Here is a 26,039-nt window from a genome sequence, read left to right as displayed (position 1 = left end):
CATAGCTCAACCCCGCGAGTTGAGGGAGTTTAGACTCTTCTCTGCGGGAACTGCTCGCAGATGCTGATGAAGCGGTCATTTGCCTCGTCTTCGCCGATGCTCACCCGCACGCCCTCAGAGTCGAAAGCTCGAACCGCTAGGGCGTTAGCGCGCGCCAGTTCGGTAAATTCTGCGGTGTGTTCTCCCAGGGGGAGCCACACGAAGTTGGCGTAGGTTTGCGGTATGTTGTACCCCAGCTCGTGCAGCCGGGCAACCACGCGCTCACGCTCGGACACCAGGTGTTGCACACGTTCCATCACCTGATCTTCATGTTCTATGGAGGCGACGGCGGCGGCCTCTGCCACGGCGGTAACGGCAAAGGTTGTGGCGCTCACCCGCAAATACTGGGTCAGCTGCGGATGCGATACCGAGTACCCCACGCGAAGCCCTGCAAGTCCCTGTGCTTTCGAGAAGGTTCTGAGCACGATCACGTTCGGGTATTCACGGTACAGGCGCAAACCGTCCAGCGGCGCATCTTCCCCGTCGGGTACGGGTGATACCGTGCAGAACTCGAAATATGCTTCGTCGAGCACCACCACGATATGAGGGGGCACCTGCGCTAGGAACTCGCGGATTTGTTTTTCGGTGACGGCGGGCCCGGTGGGGTTATTAGGGGTGCACACCAGGATCACGCGGGTGCGGTCGGTGATCGCATCGAGCATTCCCTGCAGGTCGTGGGCGCCGTTGGGCAGGTTCGGAATCTGCACACTTTTTGCGCCCAGCAGCCCCACCAGAATGGGGTATGCCTCAAAGGAACGCCAAGCGTATATGACTTCGTCCTGCACGCCGTCGACATCGACTCCGGCAAACGCTTTGAGAATCTGGTTGAGTGCGCCCAGGCTTCCGGCGCCTGTCACGATATTCTCGGCATCTAGGTTGAACCGCTTGGCAAGCGCTTCACGCAGCTTGGTTGAGAGCGGGTCTGGGTAGCGGTGTACCGCATCGAAGGTGCTGAGAATTTCGGCGACCTTGGGTACGGGTCCGAGAGGGTTCTCGTTGGAAGATAGTTTGTACTGGTTTAGCCCGGCAACCTTCGGCGCGGGTTTTCCTGCCACGTAGGCTGGAAGGTTCGCAAAAATATGGCGCGGGGGAATCGGTGATGTCTGCGGTTGGTGTGATTCACTCATATCCACAGTATAGTGCTCGCTCTCCTCCCCGCCCCGGATTTTTGCGCTAGGTCACGCGGGTTTCTGCCGATCGGGCGCGGTTGCGTTTACGCCGGTGCGCCCAGGAGCCTGGGGTCGTGTGAGGTGCGCATCTCGGGGCCTGGGGTGATGGTGGGCATACGGCTACCGGTATCGGCGGGGGTTACGGTCTCACCATCGGGCTGCAACTGATTCTGCGGTATGTGCAGGCGCGGTGCCTCGGCGGGGTTGTTCATCAGGTGCTCCCCCAGCGGCGGCAGGTATCCTTCCTGTGTTTTCAGGTCAAGGTTCGGCAGCAGGTTTTCGCCTCCGCCCGTGCCGTGAGGTATGTCGAACTTGGGCAGATGCAGGTCACCCAGCAGGCGCGGCGCATAATACGGTTCGGCGTGGGAACCTGCCCCGGAGGGTATGATCCCCTCCCCATGATGGCTGTACGGCATGGGTTTTGGCCCCGATATGTTCTCCAGCGACTCGGGCGCATGCCATGCTGCGGGTGAGTGTTGGGTATCTGTGGTGCCGGGGTTCTGCACTGGTGCGGGTAGTCCCGAAATCTTCGGGTCCGTGTAATCGACAGGCTTTCGTGGATCAAGCGCATCCATACTGGGTTTCAAAAAATCGGGTGTCCATGACCGTGCCTTATCTTGGGCCAAGTCAACCCCTATATTTCCAAGTACTTGAGGGTTTACACCACGCTCATTTGATAATGTTGCGGCTCCGCTCTCCCATAACGAAGGCCCTCCCTCAGAGGTAGCGTTATAGACATTTCCGCCTTCGTAGGTGTAGTTACCTTCAGGGACAGCCGCCATAGGTTTCTGCGCGTTAGCATCCCGTTCTAATGATTCACGATAAAACCTCATATCGTGAGTCATTTCATGTGGTTTAGGATCGCCGCCCTGGCGAAAACTTCTACGGTCAGTAATCACGGTCGAGTCACCTGGGCGTTCCCGCCACGTCTGGCCGCTAATGATTGCGGGAATAGGATCGCCCTTATCTTTGGTTTGATGCACGCGGAAGGTCTTATTTCCTCGGTCTGGTAAAGCTTGTACGGGGCCGCCAAAAGTGTACACATCGCTCACGTGGTAGCGTGAGGCAAATTCGTTGTTATTGGCGGCGTTATAGGCGATAGCTGCGCCTTGGGAATGTCCCACAAGAATCACATCATCGGCTGAGGTTACGCCTTGATCTCTTAGCGCACGGTCTAGGGCACGCATCATGATATGGCTGTCTTGTATAGAAGCGTTCGGTGTATCGGCGCCTATTTGCAGGGTGCCTTGGATACCGTCGGGTTCACCAGGTTTATTGGAAAAGTCCGTCCCTGGAATATAGGCGTATACGATTTTGCGCCCGGTTTGGGGGTCTCGGTATACCTGTACCTCAATCCCCGAGTAACCCTTCCCGTCTTTATCTTCGCCTTCGTATTTTTTCGAGAGGTCTCCCTTGCTCACGCGCTCCATATTCTGGGCGATCTCGGCGCGGGTGCGAGGCATTTTATCCGTCGGTTCTGCCTTATCACGATGCCAGTTCTTGAGTTCACCGCGGTTCTTGTTGTCCTGTTCTTTCTTCCCGAGCCACGGCATTTTCCCGTTCACAATTCGTTCGGCTATCTCACGGGGAATACCCATTTTTTCGAGTTTTCGCGCTATACGTCTGCGCGCCATCTCTGGGTTGGCGCGCATATCCTGGTAGGCGGTCGCCCCGAAGAGGGTAATCGCCGTCAGTGCGGAAAAGCCCATAATATAGGGGTTGCCGCTGCGCATACCCCACCCGAAAATGCTCTCTGCGGCACTATATCCAAGCTCGTACTTTTCCCAGGACCACATGTCGTTGAAGGCGCCTTGCGGATGCATGAGCGCGTTGCGTATCCACTCTTCCTGCGACATGCCGTTAGGCATCTTCCCGTCCTGAGTGAGCCCGATACGGTTGAACAGTCCCTTCGCGGCTTCTTCTGCCTGATGGTAGCCCTTCGAGCAGGCGTCTATTGCGCTGGCGGTTGCCTCCAGCTTAACGGCCCGCTCCCCCAACGTCGCCGCGGCAGAGGTGGTCATGACCGAGGCTTGCCGCCCGTGCTCGTTGGTGCCGAGAAAAAGCATGAGCTGCGCCGCGATACCGCCCATCGGCAGGGGTAATGACCCGCAATCGCCGCCTAGCTGGTGTACATTCTGTGCGAGCTGCGGCAGCTCTTCCAGCAGAACGCTAATGGTTTTATCGTCCCCACCGGCTGCTATCTGTTGTCCCGGAGTGTTCATCGTGAGTCCTTCCCTATTGTCTAGCGATTAGTGAATGCCCGAGCTCTGTAAGAGCCCGGTGGGAACCTGCGAATAATTGAGTAACTGATCCAAAGCATGCTGAGCGTTCAGCGCGCCGGAGGATTTGATGATGTCTGCGGGGTTCAGGTTTTCGAGGGTATCGGCGGTGGTGTTCAGCAGGCCTTTGAGCATTCCGTCTAATCCGGCGGCGGCGCCCAAAATAGTGTTTGCTTGGGATTCCAAGGCCGCGGCAACTTCTTCGCCAGCGCGGCGGGCATCCTCGGCTGCGTGCTGTACCTGCTGGTGAGTTTCGGTCAGGCTTTTTTCGTGCTGGTCTAACGCGTTTCGATAGGCTCTCCCGGCCGAAGATTTCCAGTGTTCGGCACGCATACCGTGGGATTTGTGAAGCATCGTCTGAATGCTCGCAGCATGCTGTTCTAAACTGGCGGCGAGTTCCTGACCCTTACTGCGCGCCTGCCCCGCTAACCCTTGCAAAGACGCCGCAAAACTGGTTGCGGCGCTGGTACCGATCCCCATGTCACCGGCGGCACGCAGAATATCTGCGGACGTGGGCGGATGCGCGCCCGGGGGAACATCACCGGTATGCGGCTGGGGCGTTGGTGCGGGTGCGATGGCTGTCATGTCTTCCTCGTTAGCTCTTTGTGTACGGCGGGCGGCTCCCGGTGTGCGGCCGCACGGGTACGCCTGAGTACCCGTGCGCGTGACCGATGCTGTGGCTGCTGTACCTGTTTACCTTCACCCTAGAAGGCTCGGCACAGGTTAATACCCGCTCTCTCGTTGCCCTGTGGATAACCTGCCGTAGTGGGACACTTTCGCTGATTATCCACAGGTTATTTCTCCCGATTTCGTTGGATGCGCGCACTCGCATGACCGAATATGACATGGGCCCGCACAAGCGTGGCAGAGCGCGCATCCCCGGAATAACGCCTTAGCGGAACAAAGAAAATAACATCCAGAATCCGCAATACGCCTCACCCAAGACAGACACGGCGCCCCAGCCGCCATAGAAGACACCCAATCTGACCTTTTACGCCAAAACATGCGAAGATAGAGGTATGTCTCACCCTGAAAACACGCTCCTGCCCTCGGGAAGAATCGACCTGGGCACCAGTAATCTCGCGCTCGGTCCTCTCGATGGGCGTTACGCCCCTGTGACCGCGCCGTTAACGAACTATCTCTCCGAAGCCGCACTGAACCGCGACCGCATCCACGTGGAAGTCGAATGGTTCATATACCTGTGCGAGCATACTGTTCTTCCCGGGCTCACGCCGCTCACCGATGAGCAGAAGTCCGGTTTGCGTGCTATCGTGACCGAGTTCAACGCCGATTCCGTCACCGAACTCGCCGAGATTGAGGCGGTCACTGTTCACGATGTGAAGGCCGTCGAGTACTATATCGGTCGCCGCCTTGAAGCGCTGGGGCTGGGGCATCTGGTGCCGCTCGTGCATTTTGGGTGCACCTCCGAAGACATTAATAACCTCTCCTACGCCCTGGGTATTAAGGACGCGGTCGAGAATGTGTGGCTTCCTGCCGCCCGCGATCTGGTGCAGGTTTTGCTGGATCTTGCCGAGACCGGCAGGGATGTTCCGATGCTCTCACGCACGCACGGCCAGCCCGCAACCCCCACCACGCTGGGCAAGGAAATGGCTGTGCTGGCGTACCGTTTGAAACGCCAGATTTCCCATGTTGCCGCCACCGAATTTTTGGGCAAGATTAACGGCGCGACGGGCACCTATGCGGCGCATTACGCCTCGGTTCCGGGGGCTGACTGGCAGGCTATTTCACGGGGTTTCGTGGAGCATCTGGGGCTTAGCTGGAACCCGCTGACCACGCAGATCGAATCGCATGACTGGCAGGCGGAACTGTACTCTGATGTGGCACATTTCAACCGCGTGCTGCATAACCTGTGCACCGATGTGTGGAGCTATATTTCGATTGGCTTCTTCCGCCAGATTCCGGTGGCTGGTGCAACGGGTTCTTCGACGATGCCGCATAAGGTGAACCCGATCCGCTTTGAGAATGCGGAAGCTAATCTTGAGCTCTCCAATGCGATCTTCGATTCGCTGGCATCCACGCTGGTGACTTCGCGTTGGCAGCGTGATTTGACCGATTCTTCGGCGCAGCGCAATATTGGCGTGGCGTTTGGGCATTCGATGCTGGCGATTTCTAATGTGATTAAGGGTCTGCAGCGCCTCGATATTGCCGCCGACGTTATTGCCGCCGACCTGGAGTCCAATTGGGAGGTTCTGGCGGAGGCCATTCAGATGGTTATGCGCGCGGAGGCAATCGCGGGTACCCCCGGCATGGAGAACCCCTATGAGCGCCTGAAGGAGCTTACACGCGGTCATCGGGTGGATGCGGTGCGCCTCAAAGAATTTGTGGGCACCCTGGGTCTGTCGGCCGAGGCGCAGGAGCGGCTGTCGAACTTGACCCCGCATACGTACAACGGCATCGCCGCGCAGCTGGTGGATCACGCGAAGGATGCGCAAGGCTAAACTCCTTCGGCTCCTTTCTCCCGACCCCTACGTTCTAAAAAGGCTCTTTATTCACATAAAGCGGTTTTTCCAATGCTTTATGTGAATAAAGAGCCTTTTTACGGTTTCGGTAGGGGCTATAGAACACCCATTATTCGCCAGTTTTCCACCTCAACACAAAAAGTTGTTAGATTAAGGATGCTCTAATCTAACAACTTTTCGCACTTTGACGGAAAACTGTTAGATTATCACCCCGCTAATCTAACATCAACTACTCCACCTACAGAAATTCAGCAGATTACCGCCCCTAATGAACCATAACGTACCTTGTGGAACGACCTTGTCCTTCCTGCCTTAGAGTACCTTCATCGACTAGAGCGTCTAAAGCCCTTTTGGCGGTACCGCGGGCTATATGCGTCAGCTCCATCAAATCTCCCGTTGTGATTGCACCGGTGAGGTCGCACCAGGTCCGAATCACATCGTGCATAGCCTGCGAGGATCGTGACAGATAGGGCAGCACATAGTGGTCGTTCTCGCCCCGAGCATTCTGAGCAAGGTTAAGCGCACCTTCGCCCAGAACCCACACCTGTTGCTCTTTAAGACGGGTTACCAGCGGAACACCCTCAATAACGGTCTGTTCGGCAGCCCGCAGCGTGAGCGCCGCTGATTCTTCAGAAGATTGCAGACGTTCGGCCAAAGTTTTCAATGTGATAAAAGGGTGCTGCATCAAATAGCTGAGAATAATAGCGATTCCCACGTCTTTCTGACGTGCGGTGGGAACAATCGCAGAGGCGACTTCCAATACAGGCAGTACTGGTGTTCCTCCCACGAGCGTACATTCAATATGCGGACCCGCCACTTCCTCGAAGATAGGGGGCAGATGCCCAAGAATCATCATGGACTGGTACATCCGATCAACCCCCACTCCTTGTTTCTCCACAAGGGTCAGGGCACGGAATAGGTCGGCGAGCGCGGGGTATCGTGCAGAACGATTGCTGAGCACATTATCCGCAGTAACTCCACCGTAAAATCCGCCTGGGCTTCGCACCACGAGGGTATTATCGAGTGTAATCCAGCGGATATCGGTAGGTTCAGAGCTGTTCCAGTCGCGGTGAATAATGCCGTTGAGAATAGCCTCGCGCACAGCGTTTTCGGGAACCTGCCGGACTGTGCGGTGCGCAAACCCGGTGGGAAGCGTAATTTGTGTATTCACGTTTTGCAGAGCCTGCTCGATCTGCCGTATTTGTTCCAGCAGCGGCAGGTCAGCGTCGGGTCGCACAGTATTGAGGATTGACCCGGCGGGAACGTCGAAGATAGTGAGTTCAAGCAGGGTTCGGGATGCGGGGCACAGGGTGAGCGCGGCGGCTTGCGAGAGCTTTCCATCGGAACGCAGTGCGCCCAAACGCTGCAAGACCTCACGGTCCGTGAGGGCTGTATCGGCTCCGAGCAGGGCGCGCACATAGTTCATGGTGGAGCGTGGAATATCTTCAGGCGTGTAGCGGGTGCTTTGAGCCATTTCGTCGTATTCCCGCATATTTTCACGGTGTTCCCACCAAAGGGAACGGTCAATAGGCTTGCAGTGATCCCCAACGCGCCACCGCAGCTTATTGCCGGTATCATACACAGGCTCTTTGGCCTGGGGTACGTAGAGAACCAGCACGCGCAGACCCTGGGCTCCGCCAAGGTGGTGTTCCACAATATCGGGGGCGACCTGTACCGCCTCATCAATACGCTGGCGCAACCATTCAGTATCAAGCTCGGTTCCCAGTACCGTTCCATGACTGTCTTCAACACCTAGGATCAGAGCGCCTCCGCCGGGTGTATTGGCAAAGCAGGCGACTTCATCTGCAAGTTTTGATGCTGCTTCAGCGTTGCGTGTTTCGCCGGGCAGAAGAATACCGCCAGCGCCTCGGCGTCCTGCTTCCTCTTTGAAATCTATGGATGCGCTCTCCCGGTTTGCGTGAAGCTGCCCGTCTCGATACGAAGCAAGGATTTCGGCGACCTGTTTTTCAAGGTCTCGCCTGCGTTCTGAAAGTATCATGCCGTCTCCACAACAGTAGGTTTCAGGGTGGTTGGAGTGTTCTTCTTGACCAACGTCACCATCAAGTCTACCTAAAAACACAAAAAGTTGTTAGATTAAGGATGCTCTAATCTAACAACTTTTCGCACTTTGACGGAAAACTGTTAGATTAGCACCCCGCTAATCTAACAATCTCCCGTGTAGTCTCGTGAAAACCGCGGCAAAACGGGCACTCTTACCCGCGAAATACCGGCGGGCAGGGGCAAGGGGCTAGTTTCTTCTAGTCCCCCATCGTCTTGCGATGCTGCGCGCCAGGGTTCTGCAGCCCGTGAGCGTGCGCATCGTGGTTCTTCGTATCGGCCTTGGTGCGCTTGAACTTACTGGTCAGTGCTCGCGTAACCTTGGGTCCGTGAGAGTTTTTCTGCTCGTCAGACGTAAACTTGGGGGCACGCGGAGTAAGCATCAGCTCAGCTGGGAAAAACGCGGGAGCATCACCAAACGCATTACGGGCGCTCTTCACCACGTCACGCCCCAGCGCCAAGTTTGCGCCGCCGCCGACCACCGCACCCACGCCAAACGGCAGGGCACGCCCCAGCAGAGCTCCGCTCTGGCGGGTCAAGAAACGCTTGATAAACATATTGCGAATCGTGCGTTCCACACTAAAAGTCTTGCCCGCCGACTTACCGCCCAGCAGCATGCCCCACCGATTGGAAACACCGCTCGCCTTCCCGGTCTGCAGCAGCACGGTATTCATCAGCTGCGAGCCTTCTTCGCCGAGCATAATCGCCATCACCATCGAACGTGCAACCTCGGGGTTCTCCACGTGCACGCCGTGCAGCTCAGCCACCGCTTGGGCGAACAGCGCGGTCCTTTCCAGGTACCCGCCAACCGCGAGCGCCGAAAGGCTCATCGAGGTCACGGTTCCGATTCCGGGCACGAAGGCGGATGCGCCCGTCACCCCGCCGATCGCGGTCACGTCACGCAGATAGTTGCGTTCAAGGCGCCGCAGAATCTTTTCGGGGGTTTCATCCGGATGCGCCGCCCGCAAACTTTTCACCATCGACAGCGCCAGGGGGCGCTGAACGCGCAGAACGGTATCAAGCGTTTTGGTGAGTGCCGGGCGGGGATTGCCGTTATCGTCAAAAAGTGACTTTTTCGGGTCTAGCATAATGTCAGTAAAGCACGTTTTGACTCAAAGTAGGTACCGCATCCTGCAAAAACGGTGCTTATTCCGCCTAGCGAGTATTCCGTCGCGTTCATGACACGCCCCTGGCCTGGAATTTTAGTGCGTCAAGAACTACTTTCCCCGGCTCTACCTGTGCACACTACATATGACATAAATCTTGCCCGCTAACCCATCGGTACGGTATCTACGCCCAAGCCCAGACCTGGTATCTCAAAGCGGCATAGCTCTTTCCGCCGTTTATCTTCGGCAGGTTTCATAATGGAGTAAATTTCACGGTATGACTTTTTAGTTCGGCTTTTCGCCCCGAGGGCTTAGAATTGAGCTAGGTTACACAACACACTCGTTCACTCAGGCGCTCCGACGCGTCTTCTGCGGTGTTCAGCAATGGCTCTAACACCGGCCTTCACACAGTAAGGAACCTATATGTCTGCTCCTGCTTCGGCGCGCTCGCCACTGGCGACTCAGGGCCTCGGTATGGCGTATGCTATCGGCGCCATCATTTCGGCACAGTTCGGTTCTGCGCTCGCTAAGACGATGATGGGCGATCTGGGCGCGTGGGGCGTGGTGGCTCTGCGCATGATCACCTCGTCACTTCTGCTGTATCTCTTTTTCCGCCCACAAGTTCGTCAATGGACGCGCCCGCAGTGGCTTGCCGTGATCGTCTTGGGGGTTGCGCTTTTCGGCGCGAACGCTTTCTTCTATGTGGCAATTCAGCAGGTTCCGCTGGCGATCGCGGTGGCTATCGAGTTTATGGGTCCGCTCGTGTTGGCAACGGTTCTTTCGCGAAGAAAACTCGACCTGATCTGGATTCTTCTTTCCTTTACCGGTATGGCTATTTTGACGGCAGAGTCGCAGTCAAAGCCCGAAGATTTTGCACTGATAGGTATATTTTTCGCTATTCTCACCGCCGTTTCTCGTGCCGCCTATATTCTGGCAACAGAGCGTGTGGGCGCCACAATTCCGGGGATGGGCGGTATGGTGATGGGCAATCTTGTCTCCACACTCTTAGTTATCCCGTTCCCCTTCTTCATCACGGGCAATCATTTAGGGAAAGTTATCACCGACCCCGCCTTACTGGCGCTTGGTTTTGCGATGGGACTTCTGGCATCCGCGCTTCCCGCACTGGGCGAGATTTCGGCGCTTCGCATGCTCCCCTCGAATGTATACAGCGTGGTGCTTTCGCTGGAACCTGCGGCGGCGGCACTGGTGGGCGTTATTATTCTGCAAGAACCCACCGATGCGGTGCGCTGGGTTGCAATTGCGCTGCTGATTACAGCGAGTATCGGGATCACGATATCTCACGCTCGGGTGGAACGCCGAGCCCTTGAGGAAGGTACGGCAGAGACAATTACGCACTTCCTGCCTGGCGCGGTTGACAGCATCGGTGCCGATATTGTGCAGAAGACCGGCGTGATTACCCTGCCCACCACCGAACAGATCAAGCTCGACCGACAAGCTAAAGAAACCCAGTCAGAAGGCTCCTCCCCAACGTAGAATATCCTTCACATTTGGGGTATGCCCTAGGTTACAACAGTACGCAGGCTGCGTTACCATTATTCGCATACCGCCGCCTGTTGTCGTTGTGATCCCCAGGAGGTTCCTTGACCAGCCTCACCCCTCATAGTCGCCGCAAGCGCCCCACCGTCGGCATCATTTTTGTGGTCATCTCATGCCTTTCTCTGCAATTCGGCGCGGCTTTCGCGGTGCACCTTTTTCCGCTTTTTGGTCCGTGGCTCGTCACAACACTGCGTCTGATTCTCGCCGCAATCACGGTAGGAGCGGCGGTCTGGATTGCCGGGCGCTGGCGGGCGCATCGGGCAGGTGCACAAACCGCATATATGGCAGTACCCGCAAAAACATCCGACGGATTCTTAGGCTGGTCTTCCCGCCAGTGGCGTGCCATGCTCATTTTTGGTGTCACGCTCGGGCTCATGAATGGCTTCTTCTACAATGCGCTGGCTCGCATCCCGCTCGGGCTGGCGGTGGCGGTCGAGTTTACCGGTCCGCTCGTACTGGCCTCTATCCTCACGCGGCGTAAACGCGACCTAGTGTGGGTATTCTGCGCGGCGGCAGGCATGGCGGTACTCGGTTTCGAGGCGGTACACGGGCAGGAAACGGACCTGCTGGGTGTACTATACGCCCTGATTGCGGGCGCATTCTGGGCGCTCTACATTCGCTCAAGCGCCTCGGTCGGCGAACTCGTGCCCGGTGCAAGCGGACTCGCCGTAGCAATGGCCGTGGGTGCCATCTGCGTGGTCCCCGGGGCCCTGCTTTTCCCCGGCCCCGTAGCGCTCTGGAGCGTTACGCACGATACCCAACTGGTGCTCTTCATCATCGGAACCTCCCTGCTGGCATCGGTCGTACCGTACAGCAGCGAGTTGGCAGCCCTGCGGCACCTTCCCGAACAGGTCTTCAGCGTGCTTCTCAGCCTGGAACCGGCGATTGCGGCGCTCGCGGGATGGGCGCTGTTGGGCCAGGAAACCGGTCTGATGCGCTGGGTTGCGATTATCCTGCTGATCACAGCAAGTATCGGAATTACCCAAACGACTGGGGGTTCGGCGAGTACGGACGAGGTCTCGGGTTCTTACCGGAGGAACGAGCCTCCCGAGCATACCTCTCCCCTACCGCTGCCGGAGTAGACTGCGGGATACTACGCTGCGTGCCGGATCGGTTCTGCAGCAAACGGCGTTTCTCGGGCGGCTATTGCCCGGCCAGGTACCCCAGAAAATCCCGCAGTTCTTCGGTACCCAGCACCTCCGCCGGATGCGGTCCCCGCGCGAACAGCGCATCGGCGGTGTCTTCGTCGAGTTCGCGTGCGGTTGCGATCAGCACCAGGTTCCCCTCGTGTTCACCGCTCAGCATGGAAGAATCGCACAGGCACCACACATGCTCGAACGTGTCCAATAGGGCGCGTGCCTGCTGTTGGAAGAAGGGCAGCCCGGCATCATCGCCCACGTTCACGGCGAGTACCCCGCGAGCGCTCAGGAGCTCACGCAGCTCGGCGTAGTAGCCGGCGTTGGCAAGGTGTTCGGGCGCATCCATGCCCGTAAAAATATCAAGAATAATGGCGTCGATCCCGCGAAAAATGCCGTCGTCGGATGCGGCGTGAGCGCAGAAAAGCGTGGGAATTTCGGGGAGTACGGCGCGCGCATCCGCAACCACGAACTCGCACCGGGTACCTGCGGGCAACGGCAGCACCTCGGTCACAAACCCCATCAGCTGCGGCTCATAATCGACAGCCACTTGCGAAGACCCCGGGCGCGTGGCCTGCACATAGCGGGCAAGCGTGAGCGCCCCGGCCCCCAGATGAAGAGCCGTCACGGGTTCGCGCGGCGGTTCGAGTACATCCAGCACATTGGCAATGCGCCGCAAATACTCGTAAAACACGACGGTCGCATCAGCAGCATCAACATGGGATTGTTCGGCACCGCCGATCTCAAGCACATAGCCGTGCTCGCTGAATCCGTCCTCAAGAATGCGACCGCGCTGGCCGCTCACACTCAGATGAACGCCCAGCGCGGCACGCTCTCGCTGTCTTTCATCCATCACGAAAGACTAGCTCAGCCCGGCTGCTTTCTTGAATTCTTTGACCATATCCTCAGCGGAGGTCGAAGAATCCACATTCTCAAGAGGCTTGTCGTTCACCGCAAATTGGGGGGTGCCCTTCACGCCGATCTTTCGGCCGTACTCAAAATCGCTCTTGATCAAGTCGATGGTTTTTGGATCAGTCATGTCGGTCTTGAATTTCTCCTCCTCCAGCCCAAGTTCCTGAGCATAGCTGAGGAGAACTCCCGCAAACTCGGTCTGCTCGGTAATATTCTTCCAGCTGTCCTGAGTTTCAAAAAGCTTATTCGCCATCTCCAGGTGCTTATCCTGAAGTTCTGCCGCCTGCACGGCCTGCGCGGCGGCAATAGCATTCTTGTGAATTTGGGACAGCGGCATATTGCGCACGGTCACATTCATGGTGCCCTCAAGATCCTTGGCGACCTTCTCATAGGTGGGTTCGGCCTTGGCGCAGTAAGGGCACTGATAGTCGGTGTACAGGGTCACGGTGGGCGCACCCTGCTTGGGGGTGTTGAGGTGGTATCCAACCTCGTCACGCTCGCCAACTTTGGTAGCGGTCATTTTGGCGGAGTCACCCGAGGCTGAAGCCGAACCGGATGCGCTTGCCTCTCCCCCGGCGCTAGCGCTGCCGGAAGCATCGCCCGAGGGAGCGCTGCTTGCTGAGCCGCTTGAGCTGGCGTTAGAGCTTGAACTACCGCTTGCGGATGCACTCGACCCGGAATTTGAGGTCGCGTTACCGCATGCGGAGAATACGACTGCGAGAGCGGGTACCCCGAGCGAAAGCGCGGTACGGCGATTGAGCATAGATGTCATGAGGGTTCCTTTACCGTAAAGATAATAGACTTACTTTTCATCCTCCCATATATTGCGGGGGAACGCACCCCTTTCGAGTTATGGGTCATATTCGCCCTACCCTGTAATCTCTGCTAATATTGGCGATGGTATAAGCGCCATATAGGTCGTATATCGTGTGCCTCCTTAGCTCAGGGGTAGAGCATTTCCCTCGTAAAGAAAAGGTCGTGGGTTCGAATCCCACAGGGGGCTCCATTCGCACGTCACTCTGGTACAAGAAATCCCGGTCCAGCCGGGAGGTGTCCAGGGTGGCGTTTTTGCTGTTCTGGCGCGGTTTTTGCGAGGCTCGGATACTCGGTCGGCAGCGGTCCGACCTACGAGCATCCCTGAGACCCAGAGAGCTACGGCAATCGGGTCAGGGGAGGCTTCGTCGCCGGTTGCCACCAAATAGGACACCCCATATCAAAAGGTTTACGGTGTTTGGCTGAGACCTATGTGTGAGCTGGAATCCAATGTGAAGGCGCTAAGCTTGCAAATTGTAACTACTAGTATGTACAGTTATGGTTATGGACAGCAGGACTCGACTTGTGGAGGCAACCCAGGATCTCCTATGGGAACAGGGGTATTCGGCAACCAGCCCGAAAGATATTATGCGCCGATCAGGTGCTGGTCAGGGCAGTATGTACCACCACTTCACTAATAAGCAGGAACTGGCCGTGGTAGCTCTAGAATGCAGCGCCCATTCCATGCGTCACGACACAGAAAAGCTGCTTGCGACAGATGGTAGTGCTTATGAAATAGCAACAGCTTATCTGCGTCGACAGCGCGATGTTCTAAAGGGGTGCCGCATGGGAAGAATGACATTCGATGCCGATGTCTTGAACACCCCGGAACTCATCGAGCCTGTCAAACGCACGTTTGTGTGGCTGCTCGAAGCTCTCACAGTACTCTTTGAGCGAGGCAGAGACCAAGGCGAGTTTGCAGCAGACATTGATGCCCGCAATCTGGCTTCACTGGTGGTAGCAACAGTACAAGGAGGCTATGTGCTAGCACGTGCCACACGAGATACGGATGCCTTTGATGCGGCGGTTGAAGGGGCTGCTGCGCTCCTACGCAAGGCCACAGTACCTCTGACTACCGAGGCGTCGGATCATTCTGAGTGAGTAACCACATGAGCTAAGAAGAAATGGGGAAAGACGTATGTATTCAATGCAGTACCGTGTCCAGCTTCCAACGAACTACGATATGGAGATCATCAGGGACCGCGTCCGTCGCACTGGGCACTTGATGGATGGATATCCGGGACTGGAATTCAAAGCTTACCTTATCCAGGAGAAAGCCAAAGGAGCCATGGAAAACTGCTACGCACCATTTTACGTCTGGAACGATACAGAGGGAATGCGATCTTTCTGCTGGGGAGAGCCTGGGTACTCATCAATTGTGCGCGATTTCGGCCGTCACCCCATCCAAGATTGGACAGTCCACAAACTCCTCAAAGGAAATACACCTCTCACCCAAGCACGCAGCCTCAATATCCAAACTGTCACCCTGCCCGAGTTTACCGCACCGTCTGAAATCATAGAGCCCCTGACTGCGGACTTCCTTAACGGACAGAACGCTAACACGCTCTGCCGCCTGGCCGCAGTCGACATCACAACTTGGAAACTCATCCAGGTTGAACTCAGCAGTGCCAACCCCGACCACGCACAACCGAAAACCACCTCCTATGAGGTCCTCCACGTCTCGACCGCCGATATTGACTCCCGCTGATCAGGAAACCACTCAGCACGAACCCCAACTTTGCTGGGAGGTGTTCGGGCGGCGTTTTACCTGTTCTGGGACGGTTTTGCAGGGGCGGAGTGGTTTGACGCCAGACGGTCTGAGAGTTAATGGTTATCATCGGTTTCTGATTCCTAAACTTTCTTGCTAGAGCACCTCAGCTGGCCCACCTATCAAATAGCCACCTGCTCTTGGTAAGGCGAAAATATCCAGGATAGACACACAATAAACCCGATTACCCTTGAAAACCCGTACAATAAGGAAAAGAGTTTTACCGTTTTGTTTGCACTTCGAGAGGGGCATCATGCGTCATAAAAAACAGACCCAGCGTTTTGGGTTGGTATTCGTGCTTCTGCTGATACCGTGTTGTGCGCTGTGGTTCTTTTATCGATGGATTTTCGGTGAAGACACCATTATTGCCGTTCCCATCGTGCTGGGGGTTGTGACCTCCTATATTTGCGCCTATGCCTTTACCGGCGGCAGGACTCCGTACAACTAGCCGCCCGCAGCGAAGCTGTACCGCACAGAGAACACGTGAGCCGCGCATCCTAACCTGAGGCAGGATGCGCGGCTCACGTTTATATGCCAAGACTTTAGACGTTGGCGCGCTGGGCGTCGCTTTCGGTCTTTCCCCACAGCCCGTAGACTTTGGCGAGTTCTTTAACCTTCTTGGCGCGCAGGTAACGCGGCAGATATGAACCGTCGTGCGGCCCGTCAATGGGAACATCAAGCATTTTGTGCGCCTCGGCGATTTCGTGGTCACTCGGCGAGAATGCCTGGTTGATGGTGTCTGCCTGATCGGAGTCAAGAGTGAGTTTTCCGGTCATGCCGTGGGCCGTGGCGTAGGTGCAGGCCTCGGTGAGCGCCGCCTTGTACTTACCCACGGATGGTCCGTCAATAGGGCCAGGAATACCGCCCAGAGTTGAAGCAATCACGAGCTGCGAGCGCACATAGGCGAGCGCCATGGGGGTGTCGCTGGAACCGGTATCGCGGCGGTAATCGCCTGCTCCGAAGGCGATGCGGAAGGTTCCGATAGCGCTGGCGATTTCGACGGCGTTGTGCACCCCGAGAGCCGATTCAATAAGCGCGATGATGGGCGTTCCGGCGGGCAGTTCGGAGGCGGTGCGGTCAATATCGGTCGCGTGTTCTGCGGTGGCGAGCATAACGCCGCGCAGACCTTTGGTGTTTTTGAGGGCTTTGACGTCTTTCCACCAGTGCTCGGTGGTGATAGCGTTGATGCGCACCCATGCGACCACGCCGGAGTTAAGCATTTTGACGACTCGACTGCGGGCTTCGTCTTTTTCGTCTTCGGGGCAGCCGTCTTCGAGGTCTAGAATAATGGAGTCTGCTTCACTAGCGAACGCTTCTTCAAAGTCTTTTTCGGCTGAATTAGGGCGCACAAGAAGCCAGGAGCGAGAGAGACTGGGGCGTAGCTGGCGCGCACGTTCATTGCGATGGAATTCGAGCATTGGTTGGTCTTTTCCCTGATGTGCTGGTGTCCGAGCTTTTAGTGTAGGTGTCTGGTCCATGATGGTTATACTAAGCTCAACCTTAGTTAAGGTTCTAGTTACCTCATGTCATGTGGGGTTTTACGCGGATTTATATGGTTTTATGTTGGATAATTCGCGACGTGAAACCCTCAAAAGACACTAAACCCCCGAAATTATCGGGGAAATCATACGATGCTCGTAACTACACAACTATTCGCACATCGCCGCTAGTTTCACGTTTATGACGTTAAACCGAGATTGTCTGCAGAGACAGGTTTTCGTTACGCGCCTGTGCAGCTTTTTCATCACGTGCACGGGCGATCAGGCGTTCCGCATTCTCGACATGCTCAACCACACTCTGCACGCGGCGTTCCACCGTAATCTTGCGGTGGCACTGCACACTGCACTCGCCAAAGCACCGCGCCATCGCCAGCGCCTCAGCGCAGAGGGCTACCGCATTACCAGCTTTTGAGAGCGCCCGATGCAGATCCGAGAACGTACCCTCAGGGGAGGCAGGAATATCCATGCCGTCACTGGGGGCAATACGCTGCGCCTCCATCGCGACGGCACGAACCCGCGGAATAAGATCGGCAAGAGTATTCGCATCCGGCACGATAAGTTCGATCATCTCGGTATCGGCAAGGCGTTCAAGAACCTGATGGAAACGATCAATACCGCGAATAAACCGGTCGTGCGCACGACGCCAGAGACCACGCCCAAGTTCCGCGTCATCACGCCGTGATTGCAGGAAATCTTTGAGTCCCATAGCCCCTCCTCATGCTCAGCCGGTCGTGCGTCTAGAAAGCTCTATATACTTAGGGTACCCTAAATCTCGTTTTGGTGACAGGATGTCGTACAAAAAATGTTGATATGGGATTAAGCTCTCGAAAAATTCACGCATTTAGCCCAGTTAAACCGGCACAACACGACTTACATCACACGCAAAACAACCTTGCCGCGATGCTGACCAGCATCAAAGTACTCATGAGCCTGCGACGCCTGCCACCACGGGAATTCACGATCAAGATTCGCCGAAAGAACGCCGCGCTCAAGCAACGGTAACACGTTCTCATGCACCCCTGCCATAATTTTTGCCTTCTCATCCGCAGACCGTGATCGCAAAGACGTACCGTGCACCGATAGGCGCTTCGTCAGCATAAGACCCAGATCAAGTTCCGCGCGGCGGCCACCCTGCACAGCAATCGTCGCCAGATGCCCACCATCGGCTAAAGACCGCAGATTATCTTCCAGGTATTTCGCGCCCACCACATCAAGAATATAATTCACGCCGTGACCGGCACTCTCACGCTGAATCACCTGACGAAAAGACTCCGTACGGTAATTAATCGGATGCGCCCCCAACGCCCGCACAGCCTGAGCCTTTTCGTCATCACCGACCGTCGCAAAAACCCGCACACCGGCGGCGCGCGCCAGCTGAATAGCGTGCACGCCCACGCCCCCGGTACCGCCATGCACCAGGAGCGAAGTCTGCTCATCTTCCGCCGGGTTATTCTGCGCGGGATCAAGGCTCATTCCGCACAGAAGCACCAGATTCGAGTACACCGTCGCGGCGACCTCCGGGATGCACGCTGCCTCAACCATGCTCATACCCTTGGGAACGGGCAGGGTATGGCGCACATCTACCGCCGCATACTCGGCGTAACCGCCGCCAGCAAGAAGCGCCATAACGCGCTCGCCCACCAGAGCGGGATCAACGCCCTCGCCCACAGCCTCTACCACACCCGCGATCTCAAGACCGTATACGGAGCTTGCCCCCGCAGGAGGCGGATAATGCCCGCGCCGCTGCAGGGAATCCGCCCGGTTCAGCCCGGCGGCATGCACCCGCACCAAGACCTGCCCGGGTGCAGGGGCGGGAATCGGAACCTCAGAGAGCGTTAGAATCTCTGGATCTCCATGTTCTTTCTCGACAATGGCGCGCATAGTAGCCTCAATAACCTTCTTATCTGTATCTTCCTGCACCGAGATTAGCATGTGTTCTCGGGGCATACCGCAATGTTCAGATTTACAGAAAAGCATAGAACATGAGATAATCGGCGGGTACCTTTTCCGCCCAAGGGCGGAAAATACCGGGATGGTTGTCCGAGCGGCCGAAGGAGCTGGTCTTGAAAACCAGTAGGCGGTAACCCCGTCTCAAGGGTTCAAATCCCTTACCATCCGCACACTAAAACCCCGCGATGCGCCTGAGTTTTTCAGGTTCCTCGCGGGGTTTTATCTACAGTCACTTACCTCGCCACAAAAGACAGCGCAATACTCACTACGCTCAATAAGCCACCACTCATTGCCCAAGCCTTCCGCAACAGCACATGTTTGCCGGTGCTTCCTTTGAGGCTTTCTAGAGCAAAAATAGAAAGCGCCAGAGCAATTATGGCGTAGACAAGAGAGAAGTTTTTTATGGTCAAGCTGGCAAGCCCGAAGAGGAACCCGGCAAGTGAATTCCACATGGCGTCCCTCTTTGCCCGAGCAGCAGGTTCCTTGTTTTGCGCGTTCTGTGGAGTATGATCAGACATTCTGCTCCTATCCCATGAATGAGTCTTCACCAAGTTATAAGGTCAGAAAAACTTCTATTTACTGTACAGGGTTAAAGGATGAGTGCATTCTTTCGACATGCGGTTCTCAGAATCTGCCAAAGCCCCAGAGTATGCAGTCACCGCCTACACAAAACCCCGCGATGCGCCTGAGTTCTCAGGTGTACTGCGGGGTTTCGGCGTAGAATCTGCAGGTTACGAGACCAACCTTGAGAGGAACCACAGCACAATATCAAAGACACCGAGGATACCCCCGATAAGCGCCATAGCGGTATAGCCAGCATTCTTTCCCTTATTAGCAATAAGACCCCTAATACAGTAAACTACAGCGACAATGCCAAAACCGATGGCAAAAATCCCAAGACCTGCAGCGCCTAGGGCAAGGGAAGCAATGGAACAAGTTTTTGCGTTTTTCTCTGCTTTAATTGCTTCAGGATCAATTGTCGGCGGGTACGGCTGCTGGTAACCCTGCTGAGGGTATCCGCCCTGCGGGTTCTGCTGGGGCTGGAAGTTGTAGTTTTCGGACATTACTATCCTTCTTGGGGTAGACGATCCTATCGTTGGACATAAGATCTATTTCATTATCGGCTTTATTTACTGTACAGGGTTAAAGATAAGTACACGCTTTCCAACATGCCGTGTTAACAAATCCGTACCAACACGGCATACGCGTTAAAGCGCCCAGATCATGCACGATAAAGCCCCGCTGTCCTCCCGACATCGGGATTCCGCGGGGCTGCATCTGTAAGCCCACGGCTGCTACCGAGTGCTGGCTATAGCGGCTATCACAAACGCCACCATCGGAATAAAGAAGAACAGAGTCTCAATCGCCCCCAGCGACAGGGCAATCCAGCTGGTGGCAAGGCCGCCTCCGGCGGGAACTCCGGCGCGTGAAGCCTGAGCACCTTTAATCGCGCCCCAGATCCCCAAACCCAGTGGAATCACACTCGTAACCCAGAAGAGGGCGAGCACCAAACCAACAATGCCCAGCGCTAAAGAGGTTTGTGCCGCCTGCTCACCGGCAATCTGCTGCGGGGTTTTGGGGACAACCGTCATCATGGGCACGGGCTGCACATATACCGGCTGCTGATAGTAGTGTTGAGGAGCAGGCTGTTGGTAATACTGTTGAGGGGCGGACTGGTGATAGTACTGCTGAGGAACAGCTAGTTGATAGTCTTGCTGTCTAGGAGTGGGCTGCTGTTGGTTCTGATAAAGCTTAGTGTATTCGGGCAGAGAGTCAGAGAGAGGGCGAGTTTTCTCGTAGGCGTCCTCACCCTGATGGGGGTTTTGCGACTGAGATGGTTGCTCTCCTGCGTGATGCGCAGACATAACTATTCCTTTCGGTGACAAGAAGCGACAACTAGACCTGCCCACTGTCTACCTGCTGTAAGGAAATATCTGGGGAACCGTTTTCAGCCTGCGTGAATGGGCGTGGCAATAACTCTAACTATAGCGCGTTGTTTTTCGCTCATGGGGGAAGTTTGGTCGGCAATTCCGAATTGACCAGCCTGCTTACTCCCGATATTCTTATAGGGATGCACTCGTTTTGTGCACCGTGGAGACGTGCCAGAGCGGCCGAATGGACTTCACTGCTAATGAAGGGTCGGGGTTGAACTCGACCGGGGGTTCAAATCCCCCCGTCTCCGCCATAGAACGAACCCCCGAACCGTAAAAGGTGCGGGGGTTCGCTGCGTCCTAGGTGCGTAAGGCATCAGATTTTGCAGTCTGTCTTATGATGCAGCTTTGTTTCCGCCTGGCTAACCTTGCCCTCCTCCCGGTCGAAAAGCTGCGGTTCAGCAGAAGAGAAGGCGCGGGCGCAGTGTGCCGACTGCGGATAGGATTTAGAAGCTCATAAAGTCGATAAGGCGCGCATCCGCACCATCAAGAAGCGCCCACTCCCCCGGCACCTCAAAGACTGCCACGGACGAAGGCGAAAAGCCATAGGAAGCGTCCATCAGAGAATTGTAGTCAGAGTCGGGGCTCGCAAGCTGTAAGGTCACATCTTGTACCGCAGGCAGATGCGACACCACCATAAGCGTGCGTACGCTCTCAGAAACCCCGTTAATGCGCGCCAGTACCCGGGATGCAGGAACCTCATACAGACCCTCGTCCAGGTGCGGAGTAGGTGCCTGCTCGCCGAGCGCATCTGAAATCCAGGTGGTGGTCTGCCGGGTGCGCAGCGCCGCCGAAGACATCAGCTGCTCGGGAATATAGCCCTTCTGCTTGAGCCAGGAGCCCGCATCCGCAGCCTGACGATGCCCGCGCTTAGTCAGTGGGCGATCGAAATCATCCATACCCCAGTCGGCTTCAGCATGACGCATGATAATCAGGCGCTTAACGTCTCGGAGTGAGTTCTCAACCATACCTTCATAGTACAACGTAGGCACCCCGATACGCCGGGTTGCCGCGTGATAACGCGCCACAAAAACGGCATGTGAAAACCCCGCGCTCTTAAGAAAGAACGCGGGGTTTCGAGCGTAAAAAGTCTAGATAGAGTATTCGGGGGCGGCCCACACCACAACTTCGGGATGCTCAAAGAACCGGTACCCCTGACCGCGCACGGTACGCACGGTTCCCGAAAGACGCCCCAACTTCGAACGCAGACGCCGAATATGCACGTCAATGGTGCGTTCGTGGGGATGCTCGTCCCCGGCACTCCAGAGCGACTCCAAAAGCTCATCGCGCCCCACGGTGCGGGTGGAGTTCTCAACCAGATGCGCCAGAAGCTCAAACTCTTTGAAGGTGAGCATCAGCTGTTCCCCATCAAGGAACACCTCACGACGTGCCAAATCGATCAGAACGCCATTGGAACTGGGAGTTGCGGGCTGTTCGGCTTCACGCGCCTGCTTGTGCAGCTCAGCCTGGTAGAACACGGCAGTCGGATCGCCAAGCGCATTGCGCACAACCTCAAGATCGCTGCCCTCCGCATGAACGGGAGCCAAAGCAACAGCGGCATAGGATTCGGCCTCAGGTGCCAGATGGTGTGCATAGGTTCGCAAATCCTGCACAATACGCACCAGCGATGTGCCGTTGGCTGCGGCAAGTTCTTCATTGAGCCCCACATACAGCACAAACCCGCGCGCCTCGTTCTCCTGAGCTCCTGCCTTCTGGGTGCCCTGCTGATCCCCGGAGGAGAAGGTCATCGGGCGCAAAGTAGCTGCGGACCCTTGTGTGCGGTTCTGCTGCGGCACTTGACGCTTTGCAGCACGACCACGCTGGGAGATGTGGACGTATCCAGGTACTGCACCTGACATTGTTCAACCTTCTCTCAAGATTTGTTGCGTACGGGTCCCTTGATTCTGCATAATGCGGAATGCTCAAACGCCGCGCGGTAAAGGCGGCGTTTCCTTTGCTATCAATATTTCTATTATTTGACTCATAAATCAAGCAACTTGGGGTATCTGCGACGTTCTGCTCGCAGCTTCACACCCTCGTGAACTTTGATTCAGTGCCGGGAAACGACGCTGACAAGCACCGTTTCTCCCTCATATTATACATGGAGATTCGGAACCGATACCCCAAAAAGCCGCGCGCTCAGAGCCCCTGACCGCATACGAACCGGGCGCAATTTCCACGTTCTGGAGCGGAGGCTCCCAAGGGTACCGGCGACTCGTACACTACTAGTGTTTTTCGCCGCACTCGCAGATGCATGTGGAGAAAGGGGCACACCGCAGTATGAAGGTGACAAGGAACCGACGCCCCGCGTGCAATCTCAGAATCAAGTCCCAAAGCACATGTTTGCGGCACCCGACGTCTAAGACCGCCCACGCGCAATCGTCAGACCCTTAAGGATGCGCTACTGCGCCAGCCCATAGAGACGGTCGCCTGCATCGCCCAAACCGGGCACAATATACGCCCTTTCGTTCAGACGCTCATCTTTAGCGGCAAGGAACAGGTCAATATTCCGCAGACCCTCAACGCCCTTTTCGAGAGCCGCAATACCTTCGGGGGCAGCAATCAGGCAGACGCAGGTGATGGATTCGGCGCCACGTTCGCGCAGGAATTTAATAGCCTCAATCAAGGTGCCGCCGGTGGCAAGCATAGGATCGAGCAGGTACACCTGACGACCGGTCAAATCTTCGGGCAGACGTTCGGCGTACGTGACAATATCGAGGGTCTCTTCGTTACGGGCCATACCCAAAAACCCGACTTCGGCGGTAGGTACCAGGCGAGTCATGCCTTCAAGCATGCCTAACCCGGCGCGCAGAATCGGCACAACCAGGGGCTTCGGATTAGCGATAACGGTTCCCATCGTGCGCGCCACCGGGGTTTCGATAGGGCGTTGCTCAACCCGAATCTCACGGGTGGCCTCATAGGCGAGCAGGGTAACGAGTTCATCGACGAGCTGGCGGAACGTGGGTGAGGGAGTGTTTTTATCGCGGAGCACACTAATCTTGTGCGCCACCAGCGGGTGATCAAGAATCTTAATACGCATACTCTCAGTTTACTCTGCCTGCTAGTGCGGGTGCTGTTTGCCGGTTACTACAGTTTGCCGTGCGAGTGATCCAAAAGGTACTGTACCCCACTATTGGTTTCGATGGATTCCTCAAGTTTTCGCCGGTCATCAGTGCTATGCGGTTGAGCCCAGCGCCCTTCAGTTATGCGAAAAGCCAAGTGGAAAAGGGATAACTGCGAAGAGGTTTTTAAGGGGCGGATAAGAGTTTTTCTGCCCCGAAAGTCTTTAATGATGAGCTTATCGCTGTGTGGTTTAAAGATGTACTCAGAAATATCTGTATAGGGTATATTCTTCCTACGCCCATAAAATTTTCTCACGGTAATGCCTTGGGAGTCTATGCGCACATACACATCACTGAAAGATTTGTGAATATATAAGAACAGAATAGAGAAAATAGCTATAATTACCCAAAACATGGGAGCAACAAGCACCCTAGGACCTGACATTATCGATCCCCATATCAAGAATATAGCAACCAATAAACAGATAATATCAATGACCAATACAGAAATTTTGTATATCCAATGGAGCCGAAATATCACCTCTTTCTTTAGCTCAAAAACAGGAGGTTTTGTGCTAATAAAACGAGGTATTACTGAAGCTGCCAATGATATAATGACAACAGGAAGAACCGGTATAAGGGCTCGTATTAAATCTGTCAATTCCATAGCTATACCTATATCACCGTTCTATAACACAAGGGGACCAACTCATAAGAATTTCACGAGCCTTCTCAGGCTTATCAATAAAGTTCTGAAGCAGTTGTTGGTCTTCTGGATCTGCACTTTTTGCCCAATAACCATTCTCAACCCGAAATGCCAGTTGTGGAATCAACGAACCAGAACCTGTTAGTAAAGGGTCAAAACGCAAGGTTTTTCCATGATTAGTTTTCACTACAAGCCACGTAAGACCGTAGATTCCCCGTGTCTCGTATGAAAACTTTGTAATGTCTTCGTATGATGCATCATAAGAAATTGACAATAAATTACCCCAAGATATACCTTCGGTTGTTGTCTGTAAGTAGAAGTTCTTGCGATCCAAATATAGCGCCAAACTAATATACCAACCACCGCTTACCAAAAGTAAAAACCAAACTGGAGCATTTTTAAAATTCGGATCATATTTAACGAGCAAGATACTTATCAAAGTCATTATACCACACAACACTAAAACTACCTTTGATATAAAACCGAAAAAACCGTCTTTAGTTCCACGGTATGGAAATTTATAGCATAAGTAATTCCAATTTCTATGCCCCTTAATAATTAATACACAAGATAGCATTTGAGTAACAGCAAGGACTAAAGCTATATTTAATATCATTTCTTTAGACCCTTCAATAAATAACCTGCGGTATCTTTTGCTACACTTTTAGTTTCGGCTGACGTGCTACTGCGACCTGATGCTTTCAACATATCTTCACCAGATTTACGAGCTTCCTTGGGCTTCAGAGCCTCACTTAACCCAAGATTCGCATTAGCGGTACCATAAGCACCAGCAGCATTAATAGTCCCTTTAACTAATGCTTGCGAACCCCTACCCATATTCGGAGCAACGCCAGTAATACCACGATTCAAGCCGCCAGTAAATGTTGACACCATAAAACCAGTCCCAGCGCCCGCAGAACCAGCACCAAGATATGCAACGGGATCAAAGTTTCCACTTGCCATTGAGTTATAACGGTAAGTTTCGGCAGTACTTACCCCGTTAGACACAGTGCCCTTAGCAACATCTTGTGAATACTGACTTGAAAGTGCTTTCCTCATAGGACTTAACTTTTGTGCCTTTTGCTCAGCAATTACCCCCTTACTCGCAGCTTCTGCTGCTTTTTTACCTTTACTTGCTACGTTGGCAGCTTTAACGCCTCGTTCCACCTTACCAATAGCTTTCATACCGGTCGCTGCGATACCACCAGCAAGACCTGAAACGCCACCTATTAAGGCTTCACGCCCAATCGCAGACCAATCCAGGTTTTCCCTTCCTTCAAGCTTCTGCATGAACATCTCAGACCCTGCCCCTAAAAGAGCACCGCCCAAACCACCAGCTAAAATACCTATTGGACCAGCAAACGAAGCCACAGACAGCAACGCACCAGCAACTATCATGGTACCGGCTAATACCCATTCTCCGACGTTGCGAACACCTTTCCAGAACTTATCGTATTGTTCTTGCGAGTATTTCTGGAACTCATCCGGCGACATCGGCTTCAGACCCCACGGATCCATCAGCCCTACCGGGTTGTTCCCACAGAACGCATATACATCCGCGAAGAAACCAGTAC

24 protein-coding genes, 3 tRNA genes and 1 pseudogene are annotated in these 26,039 nt (G+C 55.1%); 9 read left to right on the top strand and 19 right to left on the bottom strand.

The annotated features are described in order from the left end of the window. Positions 1-29 precede the first annotated feature (29 nt). The 3 genes from HMPREF2554_RS04270 to HMPREF2554_RS04260 all read right to left on the bottom strand — a co-directional run bounded on the left by HMPREF2554_RS04270 (position 30) and on the right by HMPREF2554_RS04260 (position 4,072). Positions 30-1,166 carry a histidinol-phosphate transaminase gene (locus HMPREF2554_RS04270; RefSeq protein WP_210396016.1) on the bottom strand — a complete coding sequence of 379 codons (1,137 nt, stop codon included), beginning with the start codon at positions 1,164-1,166 and terminating at the stop codon, positions 30-32. An 86-nt stretch (positions 1,167-1,252) separates the two neighbouring features. Then, entirely contained in the window at positions 1,253-3,430 is a 2,178-nt protein-coding gene (locus tag HMPREF2554_RS04265; RefSeq protein WP_070554132.1) for a hypothetical protein, read from the bottom strand. A gap of 27 nt (positions 3,431-3,457) precedes the next feature. Continuing rightward, positions 3,458-4,072 (bottom strand): hypothetical protein, encoded by a 615-nt coding sequence (locus HMPREF2554_RS04260; protein WP_070554131.1) that lies wholly within the window; start codon positions 4,070-4,072, stop codon positions 3,458-3,460. A gap of 434 nt (positions 4,073-4,506) precedes the next feature. Between HMPREF2554_RS04260 and purB the strand changes: the two genes are divergently transcribed. Continuing rightward, complete coding sequence (gene purB / locus HMPREF2554_RS04255) at positions 4,507-5,946, top strand: adenylosuccinate lyase (protein ID WP_070554129.1); 1,440 nt, start codon at positions 4,507-4,509, stop codon at positions 5,944-5,946. A 286-nt stretch (positions 5,947-6,232) separates the two neighbouring features. On the opposite strand, the gene HMPREF2554_RS04250 is transcribed toward purB, so the two are convergent. Further along, positions 6,233-7,966, bottom strand: a complete 1,734-nt coding sequence (locus HMPREF2554_RS04250) for a DUF5635 domain-containing protein (RefSeq protein WP_070554127.1) — start codon at positions 7,964-7,966, stop codon at positions 6,233-6,235. 259 nt (positions 7,967-8,225) lie between these two features. Further along, a complete protein-coding gene (locus HMPREF2554_RS04245; protein WP_070554125.1) occupies positions 8,226-9,113 on the bottom strand; it encodes a di- and tripeptidase in 888 nt (295 codons plus the stop codon). Between the two features lie 441 nt (positions 9,114-9,554). Between HMPREF2554_RS04245 and HMPREF2554_RS04240 the strand changes: the two genes are divergently transcribed. Continuing rightward, the gene (locus tag HMPREF2554_RS04240; protein ID WP_070554123.1) at positions 9,555-10,625 is read left to right on the top strand and encodes an EamA family transporter; all 1,071 of its coding nucleotides are present in this window, start codon (positions 9,555-9,557) and stop codon (positions 10,623-10,625) included. A gap of 107 nt (positions 10,626-10,732) precedes the next feature. Beyond that, positions 10,733-11,770: an EamA family transporter gene (locus HMPREF2554_RS04235; protein ID WP_070554121.1), complete on the top strand. Its 1,038-nt coding sequence runs from the start codon at positions 10,733-10,735 to the stop codon at positions 11,768-11,770. Positions 11,771-11,831: 61 nt separating this feature from the next. On the opposite strand, the gene HMPREF2554_RS04230 is transcribed toward HMPREF2554_RS04235, so the two are convergent. Then, complete coding sequence (locus tag HMPREF2554_RS04230) at positions 11,832-12,677, bottom strand: spermidine synthase (RefSeq protein ID WP_013397911.1); 846 nt, start codon at positions 12,675-12,677, stop codon at positions 11,832-11,834. A gap of 9 nt (positions 12,678-12,686) precedes the next feature. Next, positions 12,687-13,508 (bottom strand): DsbA family protein, encoded by an 822-nt coding sequence (locus HMPREF2554_RS04225; RefSeq protein WP_013397912.1) that lies wholly within the window; start codon positions 13,506-13,508, stop codon positions 12,687-12,689. A gap of 159 nt (positions 13,509-13,667) precedes the next feature. On the opposite strand from HMPREF2554_RS04225, the gene HMPREF2554_RS04220 reads away from it, so the two are divergent. From HMPREF2554_RS04220 to HMPREF2554_RS04205, 4 genes are all read left to right on the top strand, one after another. Next, a tRNA-Thr gene (locus tag HMPREF2554_RS04220) sits at positions 13,668-13,742 on the top strand. Between the two features lie 311 nt (positions 13,743-14,053). Continuing rightward, positions 14,054-14,650 (top strand): TetR/AcrR family transcriptional regulator, encoded by a 597-nt coding sequence (locus HMPREF2554_RS04215; protein ID WP_172461374.1) that lies wholly within the window; start codon positions 14,054-14,056, stop codon positions 14,648-14,650. 37 nt (positions 14,651-14,687) lie between these two features. Then, positions 14,688-15,257: a DUF4865 family protein gene (locus HMPREF2554_RS04210; protein WP_041321580.1), complete on the top strand. Its 570-nt coding sequence runs from the start codon at positions 14,688-14,690 to the stop codon at positions 15,255-15,257. 313 nt (positions 15,258-15,570) lie between these two features. Further along, positions 15,571-15,765: a hypothetical protein gene (locus tag HMPREF2554_RS04205; protein ID WP_013397915.1), complete on the top strand. Its 195-nt coding sequence runs from the start codon at positions 15,571-15,573 to the stop codon at positions 15,763-15,765. Between the two features lie 94 nt (positions 15,766-15,859). Here HMPREF2554_RS04205 and HMPREF2554_RS04200 read toward each other — a convergent pair whose 3' ends face one another. The 3 genes from HMPREF2554_RS04200 to HMPREF2554_RS04190 form a co-directional block, all read right to left on the bottom strand. After that, entirely contained in the window at positions 15,860-16,735 is an 876-nt protein-coding gene (locus HMPREF2554_RS04200; RefSeq protein WP_004005648.1) for an HpcH/HpaI aldolase/citrate lyase family protein, read from the bottom strand. Between the two features lie 268 nt (positions 16,736-17,003). Then, positions 17,004-17,522: a dehydrogenase gene (locus HMPREF2554_RS04195; protein WP_070554119.1), complete on the bottom strand. Its 519-nt coding sequence runs from the start codon at positions 17,520-17,522 to the stop codon at positions 17,004-17,006. A 164-nt stretch (positions 17,523-17,686) separates the two neighbouring features. Continuing rightward, positions 17,687-18,697 (bottom strand): NAD(P)H-quinone oxidoreductase, encoded by a 1,011-nt coding sequence (locus HMPREF2554_RS04190; protein ID WP_070554200.1) that lies wholly within the window; start codon positions 18,695-18,697, stop codon positions 17,687-17,689. A 149-nt stretch (positions 18,698-18,846) separates the two neighbouring features. On the opposite strand from HMPREF2554_RS04190, the gene HMPREF2554_RS04185 reads away from it, so the two are divergent. After that, a tRNA-Ser gene (locus tag HMPREF2554_RS04185) sits at positions 18,847-18,934 on the top strand. Between the two features lie 65 nt (positions 18,935-18,999). Here HMPREF2554_RS04185 and HMPREF2554_RS04180 read toward each other — a convergent pair. The 3 genes from HMPREF2554_RS04180 to HMPREF2554_RS04170 all read right to left on the bottom strand — a co-directional run bounded on the left by HMPREF2554_RS04180 (position 19,000) and on the right by HMPREF2554_RS04170 (position 20,631). Next, the gene (locus HMPREF2554_RS04180) at positions 19,000-19,284 is read right to left on the bottom strand and encodes a hypothetical protein (protein WP_070554117.1); all 285 of its coding nucleotides are present in this window, start codon (positions 19,282-19,284) and stop codon (positions 19,000-19,002) included. 213 nt (positions 19,285-19,497) lie between these two features. Next, on the bottom strand, positions 19,498-19,830 hold the full coding sequence (locus tag HMPREF2554_RS04175; protein ID WP_070554115.1) for a DUF4190 domain-containing protein: 333 nt from the start codon (positions 19,828-19,830) through the stop codon (positions 19,498-19,500). Positions 19,831-20,061: 231 nt separating this feature from the next. Further along, complete coding sequence (locus HMPREF2554_RS04170; protein ID WP_070554113.1) at positions 20,062-20,631, bottom strand: cell division protein FtsK; 570 nt, start codon at positions 20,629-20,631, stop codon at positions 20,062-20,064. A 228-nt stretch (positions 20,632-20,859) separates the two neighbouring features. On the opposite strand from HMPREF2554_RS04170, the gene HMPREF2554_RS04165 reads away from it, so the two are divergent. Then, positions 20,860-20,951, top strand: a tRNA-Ser gene (locus HMPREF2554_RS04165). A 192-nt stretch (positions 20,952-21,143) separates the two neighbouring features. Here the strand turns inward: HMPREF2554_RS04165 and HMPREF2554_RS04160 are convergent. From HMPREF2554_RS04160 to HMPREF2554_RS04135, 6 genes and pseudogenes are all read right to left on the bottom strand, one after another. Further along, entirely contained in the window at positions 21,144-21,665 is a 522-nt protein-coding gene (locus HMPREF2554_RS04160; RefSeq protein ID WP_004005656.1) for a SixA phosphatase family protein, read from the bottom strand. Between the two features lie 123 nt (positions 21,666-21,788). Beyond that, complete coding sequence (locus tag HMPREF2554_RS04155; RefSeq protein ID WP_004005657.1) at positions 21,789-22,556, bottom strand: winged helix-turn-helix domain-containing protein; 768 nt, start codon at positions 22,554-22,556, stop codon at positions 21,789-21,791. 542 nt (positions 22,557-23,098) lie between these two features. Next, positions 23,099-23,737, bottom strand: coding sequence for a uracil phosphoribosyltransferase (gene upp / locus HMPREF2554_RS04150; protein WP_013397921.1), 639 nt, complete (start codon positions 23,735-23,737; stop codon positions 23,099-23,101). Between the two features lie 47 nt (positions 23,738-23,784). Further along, positions 23,785-24,426, bottom strand: coding sequence for a hypothetical protein (locus HMPREF2554_RS04145; RefSeq protein WP_013397922.1), 642 nt, complete (start codon positions 24,424-24,426; stop codon positions 23,785-23,787). 13 nt (positions 24,427-24,439) lie between these two features. Continuing rightward, positions 24,440-25,081 carry a hypothetical protein gene (locus HMPREF2554_RS04140; RefSeq protein WP_013397923.1) on the bottom strand — a complete coding sequence of 214 codons (642 nt, stop codon included), beginning with the start codon at positions 25,079-25,081 and terminating at the stop codon, positions 24,440-24,442. After that, positions 25,078-26,039, bottom strand: a pseudogene (locus tag HMPREF2554_RS04135) (hypothetical protein); the annotation flags it as partial. The gene HMPREF2554_RS04140 and the pseudogene HMPREF2554_RS04135, both read right to left, overlap by 4 nt.

This window comes from Rothia sp. HMSC071F11 (assembly GCF_001809115.1).
GTDB lineage: Bacteria > Actinomycetota > Actinomycetes > Actinomycetales > Micrococcaceae > Rothia > Rothia dentocariosa.
The sequence above is the reverse complement of the archived record's forward strand: the minus strand, read 5'-3'. Positions and strand labels throughout refer to the sequence as shown.